A 16,897-nucleotide genomic window follows, 5' to 3' on the forward strand; every position below is an offset into this window, starting at 1 on the left:
TGTGGCAACTTAGTTCCTACTTTCTATCTCAAATTAATCATCAAAATAAGGATGGTCTGGGTTGATCAACAGTCGTTGAATCTTCTTGGCATGCCCAGTTTTACCATCAACGTCGATGAGACAGCCAGACAAGACTGCTGGACTATCCTCTTGCACGTTAAAGCGGGTCGGCATCTGTTCTAAGAACCGCCCAATCACATTTTCGCGCGTCATCCCTAAAATGCCATTATAGGGGCCGGTAAAGCCAACGTCACTTAAAAAGGCTGTGCCTTCCGGTAAGACCCGATTATCACTCGTCTGGACATGGGTATGCGTTCCAATCACCGCACTGACTTGGCCATCCAAATACCAGGCCATCGCTTCTTTTTCACTCGTGGTTTCAGCGTGCAGATCAATAAAAATATTCGGTGTTTGCTGGCGTAACTCTTTGACCAATGGCATCACCGTGATAAATGGATTCGCGAGGTTTTGCCCCATGAAGACATTTCCTTGCAAATTGATTACGGCCAACTTTTCAGTATTCACATTGACCATCGTGTACCCTTTCCCCGGTGTGGTCGCCGTTGGGAAGTTTAGGGGACGTACCAGCTTCTTGGCATCACCAATGAAGTCAAAGATCTCATTGTTATCCCAAGTGTGGTTCCCCATCGTAATCACATCTGCACCCGCCGTCAAAAAGGCCTTATAAACTTCTTGATTGATGCCACGACCCTTGGTGGCATTTTCACCATTCACGATCGTCACTTGCGGTTTGTAACGCCGCTTTAATTTTGGCAAGTACGTCGCAATCGCATTCTGACCCACTTCACCCATGACATCGCCGACAAATAAAATTCGCATATGTTGCTCCCTTGTTTTAACGTTATAACCATTATTTTAGCATTAAATGAGTTAAAAAGTGGCCAGTGGTTCACAATAAAATTTCAGGCCAAGCCTTGAGACGATTCCCACGACATGCCCTGAAACCTTATTTCCAGATTAAATTCAACTTAGTATGGTGTAGCAATCATATTAATAAGCATTGACTTAGCTTGCCGTTCCGGCTGGTCTGGACTGATGCTGGAACTGGTGGCCACGTTTGTGAGCCAAAGAGCGATCTCACAAGCTGGTGTCCGCGGAGACGGACAATTACTAAAACAAGCCAAAAAGAGTCCAAGACCGAAGTCTCAGACTCAATTCTGGTTTATTTAGCGTAGTCAACTGCTCGAACTTCCCGAATCACGGTAACTTTAATGTGGCCAGGATATTCAAGTTCATTTTCAATTTGCTTTTTAATATCGTGAGCCAAAACAGTTGCCTGTAAATCAGAAATCTCTTTTGGCTTAACGATAACTCGAATCTCACGACCCGCCTGAATCGCATAGCTCTTCTTGACACCATCTTCATCATTAGCAATCGCTTCAAGTTTTTCAAGTCGATGAATATAATTCTCCAACGACTCGCTTCGAGCACCTGGCCGGGCAGCAGAAATTGCATCCGCCGTCGCAACCAACACAGCAATAATCGATTTCGCCTCGACATCCCCATGATGGGACGCGATCGTATTGATTACAACTGGACTTTCTTTGTACTTTGTTGTTAATTCCACGCCAATTTCAACGTGGGAACCCTCGATCTCGTGATCGACAGCCTTACCAATATCGTGTAATAATCCTGCGCGTTTCGCTACAGTAACATCTTCACCAAGTTCAGCGGCCAAGACACCCGCCAACTTCGCAACTTCAATCGAATGACTCAATACGTTCTGTCCGTAACTCGTCCGATAATTCAAGCGACCGACTAACTTGATCAAATCAGGATGCATCCCATGCAAGCCTAAATCGAAGACAGTCTGTTCACCGGTCTCACGAATCTTCTCGTCCATTTCTTTACGGGCTTTTTCAACCATCTCTTCAATCCGAGCCGGATGAATCCGACCGTCTTGAATTAATTTTTCGAGCGCAATTTTAGCAATCTCACGTCGAATTGGATCAAAGCCACTCAAAACGACCGCTTCCGGCGTGTCATCGATAATTAAATCGATCCCCGTCAACGTTTCTAGCGTCCGAATATTGCGACCTTCACGGCCAATAATCCGGCCCTTCATGTCATCATTTGGTAACGAGACGACAGAGACCGTCGTTTCAGAAACCATATCGGCGGCACTCTGCTGAATCGCTTGAACAATTAAGTTTTTAGCTTCTTTTTCAGACTGAGATTTGACCTCGTCCGTACTTTCTTTGATCATCACGGCTCGCTCATGCGTTAATTGATCCCGCGTTTGCGTTAAAATCCGTTCCCGCGCTTGGTCTTGTGACAAGGCGGCGACCTTTTCTAATTCTGCTTGACGTTGCGTGATTAGTGAAGCTGCACTTTGTTGCTGTTGCTCAACCCGTTTTTGCTCTGTGGCAATTTTATCTTCTTTTTTGCCCAAAGCATCTTCGCGTTTTTCAAAAGTATTTTCTTTGTGGTCCAAAGTTTCTTCGCGTTGTAACAGACGGTCTTCTTGCTTTTGCACTTCATTCCGTCGTTGCTTCAACTCGCCTTCAACTTCAGTTCGATAGCGATGACTCTCCTCTTTTGCTTCGAGGACTTTTTCTTTCTTTTGAGTCACAGCTGCTTTCTTAGCCTCAGAAATAATACCTTCGGCGGTGTTCTTGGCCACGTCCAATTCTTTTTCATGGACATTCTTACGAACATAATAACCAATCCCATAGCCGACAACAATCGCGATGACTGCGAGGATTAACCCGAAAACATTCATGTTTCCACCTCCGCATCACCAAAATCCAGTTAACATAAAATCAACTACAAATTTTCAGATGTTATATTTTGATTACTTACACACTTGTTATTCTAATGTTTGAAACTAGTAGTGTCAACTTAAAGTCTTATGTGAGTGCGTGTTTAGTCTATCGGTTTGCCTGTCCAAATCACCTTTTAGAAGACACAAAACGCCCAAAGCAACCGCTTTGGACGTTAACTGCAAACTTATTTAGTTTCTTTGGCCGTTTTAGGGTCATCTTTGAGATCAAGCGTGGTTGGTTCAGCTTTAGCTTTAGACTTCGACTTTGATTTGTCTTCCGTCATTTCAGCTTCTTCTTTGGTCGCAGCATCCATCCCATAGGCCTTACGAACCTTAGTCCGAATTTCAGCCATCACATCAGGATGCTCTTCCAAATACTTCTTCGCATTCTCACGGCCTTGACCAATTCGATCTTCACCGTAAGAGTACCAAGAACCACTCTTCTTAACAATGTCCTTATCAGCAGCCATGTCGACGATTTCACCAGTTTGTGAAATCCCATGACCATACATGATATCAACTTCGGCACGCTTAAATGGCGGCGCAACCTTATTTTTGACCACTTTGATACGCACACGGTTCCCGATAATATCGGTCCCATCTTTGATCTGTTCTGCGCGACGAACTTCCAAACGAATAGTCGCGTAGAATTTCAAAGCCCGACCACCAGGTGTCACTTCAGGGTTACCAAACATAACCCCAACTTTTTCACGAATTTGGTTAATAAATAACGCAATCGTTTTAGTTTTATTTAAAGTCCCAGAGAGTTTCCGCAACGCTTGTGACATCAAACGTGCTTGTAACCCAACGTGGGCATCACCCATTTCGCCTTCAATTTCAGCCCGTGGGACTAATGCCGCCACAGAATCAATGACTAAGATGTCAACCGCACCACTGGAAACCAAGGCATCCGCAATTTCTAGGCCTTGTTCACCAGTATCTGGTTGCGAGAGCAATAAGTCGTCAATATTAACGCCTAAGTGTTCCGCATAAACGGGATCCAACGCGTTTTCTGCATCAATATAAGCCGCTGTCCCGCCTTGCTTTTGCACTTCAGCCACAGCGTGCAACGCAACAGTCGTCTTACCAGAACTTTCTGGGCCATAGATTTCAACGATTCGGCCACGTGGATAACCACCGACCCCTAACGCATCATCTAAGGCTAATGACCCACTTGAAATGGTAGAGATTTCGGTGTTAGCCGCATCCCCCATCCGCATAATGGAGCCTTTCCCAAAGTTCTTTTCAATCTTTTTTAGGGCAGCATCTAGTGCTGCTTGCCGTGCATCAGCCAAATTATTTCCTCCTTTGGTTCTCGCTCTTAACTCTTAATATCATAGCTGTTCAATTGCAGAAATGCAAGCAAAAAGCGAACAAAAGTTCGGTTTATTTTTCAGTTGGCTGCTCAGCTGTTAAAGCATGCCGTAACAGGTCTAATCCGGCCATCACACTGCGCTCACGAATCTTTTGCCGGTCGCCGGCAAAGTGATACAAGTGCCCAGTCGTCGGCTGTTGACGATACGCCAGACCAATCCATACCGTACCAGCTGGTTGGCCTTCAAGCTCATCTGGACCTGCAACGCCGGTGAAGCTCAGCGCGACATCCGTTTGTAGCTGGGTACGGGCCCCATCCGCCATGGCGATCGCCGTCGCTTCAGAAACGACACCATCTTGATCAATTGTAGTTTGTGGAACCTGTACCAATTGATGCTTTACCGCATTCGCATAGGTCACAAAGCCACCTGGAAAGATTTCTGAGACGCCCGGAACGCCACCAATGGTACTTTGGAATTCACCGGCAGTTAAACTCTCGGCTGCGGTTAAGCTTAAACGACGGGCAATCATGGTTTTAATAACGACTTTGGCAAGCGAGTTGTCATCGCCATACCCATAAAAGTAGTCGCCAACTTTGGCCTTGATTTGATTTTCAACGGCATCTAAAGCCGCTTTAGCCGCTGCTTGTGACTCAGCTTGGGCGCTGATCCGCAGCGTGACCTCGTTCGTCTTAGCATATGGGGCAATCGTCACTGCTTGTTGATCATCGATCAAAGCTTGCAACTCGGTCACTAGCTTAGATTCACCAATACCAAAGAACCGCAAGACCCGTGAATAGATCTGTGCTTGTTGCCCATAGGCCGCTTGTAATTTAGGCTTGGCCTCCGTATCAAACATCTTAGTCATTTCACGGGGTGGCCCTGGTAACAGCAAAAAGTCGGCCGAATCTGGTGAGCGATAGAAGGCCCCCACTGCCATCCCATTATGATTGGTCAAAGGTGTTGCACCGGCCGGATACAAGGCTTGAATCCGGTTATTGGCGGTCATGATTTTCCCAGTGGTCTTAAAGTAATCATCGATCACCGTCATCGCGTGCGCATCTTCTACTAACGAGACGTTTAAATACTGAGCCAACGTTTGCTTGGTTAAATCATCTTTGGTTGGGCCGAGACCACCAGATAAAATCACCAAATCATTTCGACGGGCAGCGATTTCAATCACACTAGCCAACCGTTCTGGGTTATCACCAACGACTGTTTGGTAATAGCTTTCAATACCAAGCTCAGCGAGACCTTGTGCAATATGAGTGCTATTGGTATTAGTAATCTGACCGAGCAAAATCTCGGTACCAACTGCAATTATTTCTGCTTGCATGAAAAATTAATTCCTCCTCATAACCGTTTTGACTGGTTACATTAAGTATATACGAAATTTGAGTCATGCCTCCATCAAAAGTGCTCAAAAAAATTCACTGACTCGTTGTCGCAGTCAGTGAATCATCAGTGCTATTTAAACCCATCCGCAAAGACGTCTCGATTTTGGACGAAATAGTCGATGCCGGAGTAAATCACAAAGAATAAGCAAATATATAACATGATCAAGGCAAATGGGATGTTGATGGCGTCAAATAAGACGTTATTCAACAGTAGAAAGATAATCGCGATCATTTGCGTGGTCGTTTTAATCTTACCAGGCATCGCTGCCGCCATGACCTTACCATTGTTTTCAACAATCAATAACCGTAAACCAGTCACAGCTAGTTCACGACACATGATAATGGCAACCACCCAGTCAGGGGCTAAATTCATCCGTACCAAAATGATAAAAGCCGTCATAACCAACATTTTGTCGGCCAATGGATCAGCAAATTTACCAAAGTTAGTAACTAGATGTTGCCCACGGGCAATCTTGCCATCTGCCAAATCCGTCAACGAAGCGACCGCAAAAATAATCGTTGCAACCACTTGGGTGACGGGAATGGTCGTCCCCGCCCAGACCACTTGACCCCAACTTAATGGTAAGACCATGATCAGGATGAACACAGGGATTAAAATAATTCGAAATACAGTTAATTTATTGGGTAAATTCATTCAGTTTTCCTCCGTAACGGCTATTTAATGGTTAAAGTAATCGTCCGTACTTGTGACGAACTATTCTTTGGATTGAAATCAAATTTCTTGCCATTAATCGTTACTGAGGTCGCCGTGGCATTTCCAAATTGAAGCTTAACCGTCTTAGCATTGCTTGGTAACGTCACATCATGACTACCATTCGCAGTCAACGTGCCTTGCCAAGTCTGGGTACCGTCAGTTGTCACCGACATCCAGGCAGATTTAGTGGCTTTAAAAGTGACTTTATTCTTATCCGCACCATTCGTTAACGTATAAGCGGTGTCACTATCGCCATCTGCTTTAATCGTCTGTTCATCTGCTTTGGCTTTCTTTTCAGAACTAGCTTTGGCAGCGCTACTGCTGCTAGCAGCCTTTTTAGAACTAGCAATTTTACTGCTACTATTGGCCTTAGAACTGGACACTTCGGTCGTTGAACTACTTGAACTTGCCGCTGAACCGGAACCAGCATGCGTTCTCACCGCCATAAACCAGATAAATAGCAAAATGAGTACCACAATCGCCGTCACGATAATCGTTGGCAAATAGTTACGAACACGCCCAGCTGGTGTATTCGGTTGTTCGCGTGAACTCGTCCGGGTTGGCTGGACCTCATCCACATTCTTAACGATCGTTTCTGTTTCAGTTTTTGGTAACTCGTCGCGATATTCTTCAAGCAAAGCATTGCCATCAAGATCAACGGTATCCGCGTATTGTTTAATAAAAGCCCGGACATAGAAATCCCCTGGCAACTTATCAAACTCGCCATCTTCAATCGCAATCAAATAACGCTTCTGGATTTTGGTGATTTGTTGCAAATCATCAATGGTTAATCCCTTAGTCGTTCGTGCAGTTTTTAGCCGCGCACCAATGGTACTCTTCTCTTCATTTTCACTCATTTGACTTTTTCTCCACCCTAAGTCTATTTTCGAAATCTTTCGTTTCATAGTATATCACAGCCGACTCAATTGTCGGTACTGATGACAATAACTTTCGGATTTCTTTAATTCTTGGTCAGCGGTCGAATTTGATATTCGCTGATAGCTTGCGATGTCAGCAGTTGTTTCGCGATTGTTGCGACATCTTCCAAACTCAACCCGTCAATAACCGCGGGTTCATCAAAAATGGTCGCCTGGCCAAATAAATTCTGATCATAACGATTAGCAATTGCTTCCAAAGAGTTGGCCATGAAAACAATCCGGCCAATCATTTCTTTTTTGATTGTTGCTAACAAGTCGTCTTGACCAAGTACCGCTTTTTGCCAATTCTCTAAACCATCAATAATGGCAGCGTCAAAGGCGGCGGGATCATCCGTTTCGCCACTAAAAGTTAGGAAGTTAAACTCATTTTGTAATTCGAAGTCATAACCAAAAGTGTCGTCGATAATGCCTTGGTCATATAAACGCAAATAATTTTTAGAGGTATCGCCAAATAACATCTCTAATAAGACATTCACACCAGCACGATACTTCAGGGCAGGCGCCCCAGCTTCGATTGGCGTCAAACCTTTCACCCCAACGACTGATTTGGCCCGCTTGACGGGCATCTCGATTGACCGATAAGGCATAATATCATGACCATCCGTGGCGGTTGCGGGAATTTTCGTTTCAATCGGTTGAAAGGCCGGAAATTGTTTAGCCGCCTGATTTGCCTTGATCCAAGTAAGCACTTCGTCTGGATCAAGCTTTCCCACGACGAACAACGTCATGTTTTGGGGATGATAGAACGTCCGATAGGCCGCATATAAATCAGCCGCCGTAATCTTCGCAATTGATTCTGTGGTGCCGGCAATGTCATATTGCAACGGATGATTAGGGTATAAGTTACCAATCATGCCAAAGTATAACCGCCAACTAGGATCATCATCGTACATCTCAATTTCTTGACCAATGATGCCCTTTTCCTTGTCTACCGTTTGTGGCGTGAAATATGGCTCTTGGACAAAGTCGAGCAAGGTCTCTAAGTTCTCTTTCAAACTACGGGTGGCTGAAAATAAATAGCTTGTCCGTGTAAAACTCGTAAACGCATTCGCATTGGCTCCGTATTTACCGAACGTTTGAAACGCATCATGGTCAGCTTTTTCAAACATTTTATGTTCGAGGAAATGAGCGATGCCATCTGGAAAACGGCGCATCTCACTCTCGCCGGCCGGGACAAAGGTATTATTGATCGACCCATAATTCGTCGTGAAAACGGCATAAGTTTTATGATAGCCAGCTTTGGGAAGTAACGTGACGGTTAAGCCATTATCCAGCTTAGTTTGATAACTGGTTTCATTAAATTGATCATAATTATTTACTTGCATGCTGACCTCCAGTTAAGAAGAATCCATTATTCAGGGTAACCAACTTGGCAACCGCCTGAATCTGGTCGCGGGTCACTGCCTGAATTTGTTGGAGCCACTCGTCATCACTGACCGCTTGTTGCGTTAAATCATCGATCAACGCTTGAACTGCAAACGTGCGTTGACTATCCAAACTAGATTCAAAATCATTGATCAAGCCCAGTTTTAACTGGTCGACCAATTCATCCGTGAAATCGCCTTGTTGAATCGCCGTTAGCTGCGCGGCAATAATTTGAAGGACTTGATCGTGATTCTGACCATCAATCCCGGCAGAAACCTTTAAAACACCCCGAAAAGTATCTAATGAACTGCTGGCATAATAGGCCAAACTTGCCTTTTCACGCACATTCATAAATAATTTCGATAACGGTGACCCACCAAATAATTCATTAAACACTAATGCAGCATAGTAATGTTGGTCACGATAGAAGACTGGAAAATCATAACCCAAGTTCAATTTAGCTTGACTCAACTCCTGAACTTCGGTCTTTTCCACAAAATTGCCGGTATTTTGATGTTGATAAAAGGCTGCTGGTCGGTCAACTAAACGATCTTGGAACCCGACTGCCTGCCATTGTTTGACGATGGCAGCTTCGTCCAAATCACCCATGACGATAATATCGACCTGATCTTCGGTCAACAACCGCTGATAATAAGTGTACAAGTCACTGGCCGTCAGCGCATCAATATCAGCCGCTAACCCATAGCTCGGTAACTGTTGTGCCACATCCGCAGCAAATAGTGCTTCATTTAATTGCTGTGCGGCATAATACTGCTTATCATCCGCCACTGACTCAATCGATGCCTTTAAATTTAACGCTTGGCGTTTAAACGTCGGTTCGTCAAAATGACCATCGTGCACCAATGGTTTAAAAATAATCTTACTCAAAAAATCAATGGCTTGTGACGTTAACGGCTCATCAGTCGCTAGATAACGTTCGTTTGGCACGGTAATAGCTAAACGTAAATTGTGTGTTGGCCCCTTGCGGCTAACGCCAGCACCAAACGCTGCACCATACATATCCGCTAACGCATGGGCTAAAGCGCGTTGATCAGGATAATCCGCGGCGCTCGTTTCTAATAAGTTGGACAAGAGTGCCCGTTTTGTAATATCGGCCCGGTTAATCGGTGCCCGAAAATTAATACTAATTTGATTGGTCTTAAATTGATGACTCTGAATCGTCGTCAATTGAACCCCTTTTGCTAACTGAGTTTGCAAATGAAATCCTCCTTGCATATGTAATAAATAATAAGCGAAAGGTTAGCTTGACGCAACTTTCAATGTCGACATCCCCAATGGCTTGGTCCAAGTTAACAAACAACCGGCAAAAATGAGAGCCAGATGAGGTTACATTAACATTGCAAACAAGCGGTTTGTCTGCTATTCTTTGAAGTATTGATAAAATTGAGGAGCGATTTAATGTGAAAGTAATTAAATTTGGTGGCAGTTCGCTTGCCAGCAGTACCCAGCTACAAAAAGTACTGTCGATCGTCGAAGCCGACGACCAACGGAAATACGTGATTGTTTCTGCGCCAGGCAAACGGTTTGACGGCGATACCAAAGTCACCGATTTGCTCATTCAGTATGCCCGTCAAACGATCCATCACCAGTCAACGACCGCCGTCATGCAAGCAATCATTGATCGCTATGCCGAAATTGGCCACGGTTTTAACGTTCCGGAATCACAATTGACCCCGATCTACGATATCATTAAAAATTTGCCCAATCAGACCTACGCGGACAATACTTACCTCATGGCAACGTTTAAAGCGCATGGTGAACGTTTAAATGCCCAACTCGTGGCGGCAGTTTTCGCCCAGTCTGGCTTAAATGCGCGTTACTTAGATCCTAAGGACGCTGGCATGGTCGTGACCGATGTTCCTGACGACGCCCAAATTATTGACAGTAGTTATGACAAGATTGCCAAGTGGGCCGATAGTCCACAAATTTTAGTTATCCCCGGCTTCTTCGCCTACAACCGTAATGGTCAAATCTGTACCTTTTCACGGGGCGGTTCCGATATTACCGGCGCAATTATTGCGCGCGGGGTACATGCGGATCGCTATGAAAACTTTACGGATGTGGATGCCATCTACGCCGTTAATCCCAAGTTAGTGGCGCAACCGGCGGCCATCCAAGAGATGACTTTCCGAGAGATGCGTGAACTTTCTTATGCTGGTTTTTCAGTTTTCCATGATGAGGCCTTGATTCCCGCAATCCAAGGCAATATCACCGTTAACGTCAAAAATACGAACCATCCAGAAGCTCCCGGAACCTTGATCAAATCCGTCAAAGACGGCAGTACCGCTTATCCCGTCACTGGGATTGCGAGTTCTTCCAGCTTTTGTTCATTATACATTCGGAAATACTTATTGAACAAAGAAGTCGGCTTCGGTCGCAAAATCTTAACGATTCTTGAAGATCATCATGTGAGTTACGAACACATGCCTTCTGGGATTGATGACTTAACGATTATCTTTGATGAACATCAATTGACGCCAGAATTAGAAACCGTCTTAAAAGACGAAATTTCTGACGCCGTGCAACCTGATGAAATATACTTCACCCATGATTATTCCATCCTAATGATTGTTGGGGAAAACATGCGGAATCGCGTGGGCATCATGTCTCGGGCGTCAACGGCCTTAGCGGATCACAATATTAAATTAATTATGGTCAACCAAGGTGCTTCTGAAATTTCCATCATGTTCGGGGTGCATGACCGCGATGCCGATCAAGCCGTAATTGCTTTATACAACGAATTTTTCAACTAGCCACGATACAATAAAAGACCGATTAGTTCAGACTCAAGTTTTTTCGAGTCCGGACCAATCGGCTTTTTATTGTGGGCAATCCTTAGTTCTCGACTTTTTGATCACCAAACCATTTTTTATTGATTTTAGCTAAGGTCCCATTGGCTTTTAACGTCTTCAAACCAGCATTGATTTTAGCTTTCATCGTCTTGTCACCTTTACGCAACCCAACCGCAAAGTCTTCTGACTTAAAGGTCCCCTGTGTCTCATGATAATCGGCGGAGTTGGCTTCATGCTTGATGTAATAGTTCGCGTAAACACTATCGATCAATAGCCCCTGAATCCGACCCGCATTGAGGTCTAAGAACGCATTCGTGAATGTATCGTACTGCACTGGTGTTTTCTTAGCGATTTTATTCTTCAACAATTTCGGATTATTTTCCAAAGATTCATAACCAGATGACCCAGATTGGACACCAAGCGCTTTACCAGTCATGTCATTGAAAGAATTAATGTGATTTTTTCTTAAAGAAACCAGCACTTGCTTATTCTTCAGATAAGTATTACTAAACGCAACGACTTTTTCACGTTGTGGATTTTTCGTATAACCATTCCAAATGAGATCAATCGTGCCGTTCCGTAATTCAGTCGCGTTCATCGACCAATCGATAGTCTGGAAACTCACCTTAATCCCATATAGCTTGAAAACCGCGCGAGCAAGATCGATATCATAGCCCACCAGTTTCCCGGATTTTTCCCGAAAGCCCATTGGCACGAAACTATCATCTAGTCCAACCACGACCGTGCCCCGTTGCTTGATCTTTGACCAAGTATCTTGGGTATCTGCCCGGGTTGTCACGTTTTCACAACCAGATAATGTGCTGGCAAGCCCTAGTAAGACCACGAAGAGAAGACCCAGTGAAATTAATCTTTTTTTCATACGATCCCCTCCTACTTCGTTTGATTCGGTTCAACGTGTAACATTTCATCCGCGATATTTTCTGCAAAGGTAATGTCATGGCTGACCACGATTTGGGTCATCCCATCAGCTTTAAGTCCTAAGATCAGCTTTTCAACTTCTTGGCGTAAATTAGGATCTAGCGCTGAAGTTGGTTCGTCATAACACAACACATTGGGCTTCATGGCTAATGCTCGCGCAATCGCCACCCGTTGTTGTTGCCCACCAGATAATTGGTAAGGATATTGATCCCCATGATCTTCCAAATTTAACCGATCTAACAGTTTGTTAGCGGCTGCTTTCGCTTCAGTGGCACTCTGCTTTAAGACCATCGTTGGGGCTAACGTAATATTTTGAAGCACCGTTAAATGTGGAAATAACTCGAAATTTTGGAAAACCACGCCGATCACACTGTCGTTAGTCCGATTCGTATAAGGATCAAAGGCCTTACCATCTACTAAGAATGCGCCGCTATCAACTTGTTCCAGACCAGTGATACAACGTAATAAAGTTGTTTTCCCGGCACCGGAAGGACCCACAATACTTAAGATCTCGCCATCTTTAACAGTCAGATTCAGCTTGTTTATGATCGTGCGATCGCCGAAACTTTTAGTGATATTTTTAAGTTCTAACATATTGAGCCCTCCCTATTTCCAATAACTATAACGTTTTTCAATCTGTCGTAACACGAAGGTCGTCACTGCGGTGAGCAGTAAGTAGATCACACCGACCAAGACGAGTGGTACCAAGGTGACATCACGCGCCGTGGCCACGTTACCAGCTCGTAATAAATCTCCGATCCCGATGACGTAAACTAAGGATGAATCCTTGATCAAATTGATGACTTCATTCCCAACGGACGGAATGACGATCTTGACGACTTGTGGAATCACGATTTTACGAATCGTTTGGCCGTAGCTTAATCGTAAGACTCGCGCACTTTCATATTGGCCATTATCAATGGATTGTAAGCCGCCACGGAAGATTTCGGCGAAGTAAGCCGCGTAGTTTAAGATAAAGGCAAACAGTGCCGCTTCATACCGTGGAAAGACGACGCCAATCAATGGTAAACCGTAAAAGACGAAAATTAATTGTAGCAATAATGGCGTGCCACGCATTAACCAAACATAGAAGTTAATCACCCATTGTAACGGTTTGATTTTTGAAATTAATCCTAAACTTAAAACTAATCCTAAGGGTAACGACCCAATCAACGTCCAAAGGAAAATCTGAAGCGTCATCCCGGCGCCGGCTAATAATGATGGCAAAATTTCTGAAATATAGTGCATCTGCATTCCCTCCCAATTTTTATCACAGTAACAAAAAAGTCCTCTTGAGAAATTAAAATTATCTCAAGAGGACGTCTATGCGCGGTGCCACCTCACTTCACAGCAACCTCACAGTTACTGCCTCAGGGAGTTTAGTGATAAATACAAAAAAATCGTCCCTAGGTCTAAAACCTAAGAGGACGATTAAATCGCGGTGCCACCTCATCTTTATCAATTGCTCACGCAACTGAACTCAGCGAGTTTATCACTAAACTCCGCCGCTAACGAGGCCAACCGGAACAGCTTACTTGATTCAGCCATTCAACTCACAGATGTGTTTCGTCTCCTAAACGTGATCGACTTTTCAGCATCGTCGATTCTCTGCACGCCGTTTAAGCAACTACTCTTCTGTTCTCTGTCTTTTTTAATGTTGCTCTCATAATAACCAAAACAAGCTCACTCGTCAAGCCTTTTTCACTTATTTCGGTGAAAAATTCCAGTGATCCGCGACCAAACGCCTGGTTTTTGTTGTTCCAAATTCATTAACGGCACGGTCTCGCCCTCAATCCGACGCGCAATATTACGATAACCTTGTGCGGCTGGATTTTTAGGATCTAAGACCACTGGTTCACCATTGTTTGAAGTCCGAATGACGGCATCATCATCAAAAACAATGCCCAATAGGTCGATGGATAAATGATGCGTAATTTCATCAATATCCATGGTTTCACCATCTTGCATCATCCGCCGGCGAATCCGGTTGATAACGAGTTTAGGTGCTTCGGCCAACGGATATTGTTCCAGTAAACCAACGACCCGATCAGCATCACGAATTGCCGAAATTTCGGGTGTCGAGACAATGATCGCCGCATCGGCTCCCGCAATCGCATTCATAAAGCCCCGTTCAATCCCGGCAGGACAATCCAATAAAATGTAATCAAAGTCGGGCTTCAATTCTTCAACGACGGCTTTAACTTGTTCCGGATTTAAGGAATCCTTATCTGCGTTTTGAGCAGCAGGTAGTAAGAACAACAAATCATCAAAGCGCTTGTCTTTGACTAAAGCTTGGCGAATTTGAGCACGATTTTCAACGACATCCACGATGTCATATAAAATCCGATTATCCAAGCCTAAAATAACATCCAAATTTCGTAGTCCGATATCCAAATCAACCAGGCAAACTTTTTTGCCCATTAAGGCCAAAGCCGTGCCAAGATTGGCGGTCGTGGTCGTTTTACCAACGCCACCCTTACCAGAGGTGACCACAATAGCTTTTCCCATTAAAGACGTCCTCCATTCCGTGTAAATAATTTAGGCCGGACCCGTTTCAATTGTGCTAACGGGACATAGTCGAGGGCTTGAATATCGTTAATATAAACCACATTCGTCCCGGCCACGATTTTATCTTTATCAACCAATTCCATTAATTCTCCGACACGGACTCGTGGGACCGTTGCTAAGTCACTCACAATTGCAGCATCGTTATGATCAGGATACCCTGCTTCAAGGGCCCCAACCACTTCACCCATGACAAAAATACTGCCAGTGGCCCGCAAAACGCCACCTTCATGGATCTTACCAAAGAACAAGACGTCGCCAGTGACGGCAACGACTTGGCCATTACGAATAATTTGATTCACTAAGTGGACCGTGTTTCGTTCGACCATTGCTAACGCATCCGCCGTCAAAATAACCTCCGCTGCTAATTTATGAATGCTAAACAGCGGGTAACGGTTCACGAGCTGGGTCACCTTTTGATTTTGCTCAGCCGTCAATAGTCGGCCTTCGGTGTCCATATCAAATGAGATCTGTTTATCAGTCGTATTGTCCACTTGTAACCGATCCAACAAGGTCTTTAAGTCAACCATAATCGCGTCGAAACTCGCTGCTTGTCGAAAGATTAATTCATAGCCATCATTACTGGCTTTTAAAATTACACTTTGCTGCATGTCCGAATTCCTTTCTACCGACTAATTGACCCTGAGATATAACTGTCGTACCGGATAGTACAAAATCACAAAGATTGCTAAGTTGACCGCAATCGTTGGGCCTAACGTGTAAACCGCAAAGTCGGCAAGATTGCTAGTCACCACTTTGCCCATGACGTACCATGCGTACACAAATGCTTCTACGATCGTTAAGTTAATAATATAGACCATTAGTAACGTTAGAAAGTTTAAGTCTAACCACGGTTTGATTTGACGACATAAATACACCACAAGTGGTAAGGCCACTAAGTAAACGCCAAAGACGCCCGTATAATACCAATCAAAAACAAGTCCGGCAAACGCGGACCAAGTCACGATTGGTAAATCATCACGGTCATCTAAAAAGACGGCAAAAATAATCCACAATAACACCAAGTGCAACACACTCGAATAGGGATATCTAAACAAACTTCCCGCAAAGACATTCGATAGTGAGCCATCTAAAAACAACGCTAAAAACAGTCCAATTGGGAAGATAATTCTTAAACGTGATTTCAAAGTTAACCCTCCCTATTGTTCAGCAACCGTAACCACCGTTAAGTCGGTCAGGTCAGCTGCAGGTTTGATTTCAACTTCAGAAGCCAGCCCATAATCATCTTGTTTAATTTTGGCAACCGTCCCCACATAGAGGCCTTTAGGTGTTAATCCACCTAAACCACTGGTAACGACTTTATCGCCCTTTTTGATCTTAACTGACGAAGTCACAGAACCCATTTGAATATAGTTATTGCTCGTGTCAAAACCAGTGACGATCCCATTGACCGTTTTACCAGCCGAGTTCGTAATCTGAATGGCAAACTTATTTGAAGATGAACTCGTGTTAGAAATTAATTCAACTTTCGAATTGGTCTGGTTAACTTCAACAATACGACCAATCAATCCCGCTTGTGACATCACTGGCATATTCTTCTTAACACCCGCAGTTGCCCCTTTTGAAATCACCAATTGGTTCATCCAAGAAGACGGTGTCCGCGTCAACACATTGGCTGAAACCGCCGTGTAATCGGTTAAGGACTCGTTCAATTTCAATTCTTTACGCAATTGCTTGTTTTCAGCAGTTGCGGTTTGTGCATTGACCTTGGCTTGCGCTAACTGATCAACTTGCTTCTTTAACTTTTGGTTTTCTTGATAAGTGTTCAGCAAGTCAGAAACTGAATTTGTCGCACTTTGGAGCCCGTTTACTGGCCAAGCAATGACCCGATTGACCGCACCCGCCACATCGTTACCAAATTGTTGGACTAATGGTGGTGTCGATTTACGGTCCCGAATGGCGACAGAAACGCTCATCAGACCGAAACTGATTATTAGGATAATAATCGCAATGACCAATTTACGGTTAGAAAAAAACTTTTGCATAATGAACCCCCGGTCGAAAATTCAAAGATTTAACAATAAATAAGCGGGAAGTCATCTTCCC

The 16,897-nt window shown here is 44.2% G+C and carries 16 protein-coding genes and 1 other annotated feature; of the genes, 1 reads left to right on the forward strand and 15 read right to left on the reverse strand.

What is annotated here, in order from left to right; all coding sequences use genetic code 11:
• Positions 1-33: 33 nt before the first annotated feature.
• From RA086_RS09110 to yfmF, 8 genes are all read right to left on the reverse strand, one after another.
• Positions 34-840 (reverse strand): TIGR00282 family metallophosphoesterase, encoded by an 807-nt coding sequence (locus tag RA086_RS09110; protein WP_308703487.1) that lies wholly within the window; start codon positions 838-840, stop codon positions 34-36.
• Between the two features lie 343 nt (positions 841-1,183).
• A complete protein-coding gene (gene rny / locus RA086_RS09115; protein WP_308703488.1) occupies positions 1,184-2,743 on the reverse strand; it encodes a ribonuclease Y in 1,560 nt (519 codons plus the stop codon).
• A 227-nt stretch (positions 2,744-2,970) separates the two neighbouring features.
• Positions 2,971-4,080 (reverse strand): recombinase RecA, encoded by a 1,110-nt coding sequence (gene recA / locus RA086_RS09120; RefSeq protein ID WP_308703489.1) that lies wholly within the window; start codon positions 4,078-4,080, stop codon positions 2,971-2,973.
• Between the two features lie 91 nt (positions 4,081-4,171).
• The gene (locus tag RA086_RS09125; protein ID WP_308703490.1) at positions 4,172-5,434 is read right to left on the reverse strand and encodes a competence/damage-inducible protein A; all 1,263 of its coding nucleotides are present in this window, start codon (positions 5,432-5,434) and stop codon (positions 4,172-4,174) included.
• Between the two features lie 131 nt (positions 5,435-5,565).
• Complete coding sequence (gene pgsA, locus RA086_RS09130) at positions 5,566-6,150, reverse strand: CDP-diacylglycerol--glycerol-3-phosphate 3-phosphatidyltransferase (RefSeq protein WP_308703491.1); 585 nt, start codon at positions 6,148-6,150, stop codon at positions 5,566-5,568.
• Between the two features lie 20 nt (positions 6,151-6,170).
• Positions 6,171-7,067 carry a helix-turn-helix domain-containing protein gene (locus tag RA086_RS09135; RefSeq protein WP_308703492.1) on the reverse strand — a complete coding sequence of 299 codons (897 nt, stop codon included), beginning with the start codon at positions 7,065-7,067 and terminating at the stop codon, positions 6,171-6,173.
• Positions 7,068-7,171: 104 nt separating this feature from the next.
• Positions 7,172-8,473 carry an EF-P 5-aminopentanol modification-associated protein YfmH gene (gene yfmH / locus RA086_RS09140; protein ID WP_308703493.1) on the reverse strand — a complete coding sequence of 434 codons (1,302 nt, stop codon included), beginning with the start codon at positions 8,471-8,473 and terminating at the stop codon, positions 7,172-7,174.
• The gene (gene yfmF / locus RA086_RS09145) at positions 8,460-9,731 is read right to left on the reverse strand and encodes an EF-P 5-aminopentanol modification-associated protein YfmF (protein WP_308703494.1); all 1,272 of its coding nucleotides are present in this window, start codon (positions 9,729-9,731) and stop codon (positions 8,460-8,462) included. Before yfmF ends, yfmH begins: the two co-directional genes overlap by 14 nt.
• Before the next feature lie 203 nt (positions 9,732-9,934).
• Here yfmF and RA086_RS09150 point away from each other — a divergent pair, with 203 nt between their 5' ends.
• The gene (locus RA086_RS09150) at positions 9,935-11,287 is read left to right on the forward strand and encodes an aspartate kinase (RefSeq protein ID WP_308703495.1); all 1,353 of its coding nucleotides are present in this window, start codon (positions 9,935-9,937) and stop codon (positions 11,285-11,287) included.
• 82 nt (positions 11,288-11,369) lie between these two features.
• Here RA086_RS09150 and RA086_RS09155 read toward each other — a convergent pair whose 3' ends face one another.
• From RA086_RS09155 to mreC, 7 genes are all read right to left on the reverse strand, one after another.
• Entirely contained in the window at positions 11,370-12,206 is an 837-nt protein-coding gene (locus RA086_RS09155) for an amino acid ABC transporter substrate-binding protein (RefSeq protein ID WP_308703496.1), read from the reverse strand.
• Between the two features lie 11 nt (positions 12,207-12,217).
• The gene (locus RA086_RS09160; protein WP_308703497.1) at positions 12,218-12,859 is read right to left on the reverse strand and encodes an amino acid ABC transporter ATP-binding protein; all 642 of its coding nucleotides are present in this window, start codon (positions 12,857-12,859) and stop codon (positions 12,218-12,220) included.
• Positions 12,860-12,871: 12 nt separating this feature from the next.
• Positions 12,872-13,513 (reverse strand): amino acid ABC transporter permease, encoded by a 642-nt coding sequence (locus tag RA086_RS09165; protein WP_308703498.1) that lies wholly within the window; start codon positions 13,511-13,513, stop codon positions 12,872-12,874.
• Positions 13,514-13,685: 172 nt separating this feature from the next.
• Positions 13,686-13,917, reverse strand: a binding site (T-box leader).
• Positions 13,918-13,966: 49 nt separating this feature from the next.
• A complete protein-coding gene (gene minD, locus RA086_RS09170) occupies positions 13,967-14,773 on the reverse strand; it encodes a septum site-determining protein MinD (RefSeq protein ID WP_308703499.1) in 807 nt (268 codons plus the stop codon).
• Positions 14,773-15,441: a septum site-determining protein MinC gene (locus tag RA086_RS09175; RefSeq protein ID WP_308703500.1), complete on the reverse strand. Its 669-nt coding sequence runs from the start codon at positions 15,439-15,441 to the stop codon at positions 14,773-14,775. Before RA086_RS09175 ends, minD begins: the two co-directional genes overlap by 1 nt.
• A gap of 21 nt (positions 15,442-15,462) precedes the next feature.
• Positions 15,463-15,978, reverse strand: a complete 516-nt coding sequence (mreD, locus tag RA086_RS09180; RefSeq protein ID WP_308703501.1) for a rod shape-determining protein MreD — start codon at positions 15,976-15,978, stop codon at positions 15,463-15,465.
• A 12-nt stretch (positions 15,979-15,990) separates the two neighbouring features.
• Positions 15,991-16,836, reverse strand: a complete 846-nt coding sequence (gene mreC, locus RA086_RS09185) for a rod shape-determining protein MreC (RefSeq protein ID WP_308703502.1) — start codon at positions 16,834-16,836, stop codon at positions 15,991-15,993.
• Positions 16,837-16,897: the final 61 nt, after the last annotated feature.

Origin of the sequence: Lactiplantibacillus brownii (assembly GCF_031085375.1) — a bacterium.
GTDB lineage: Bacteria > Bacillota > Bacilli > Lactobacillales > Lactobacillaceae > Lactiplantibacillus > Lactiplantibacillus brownii.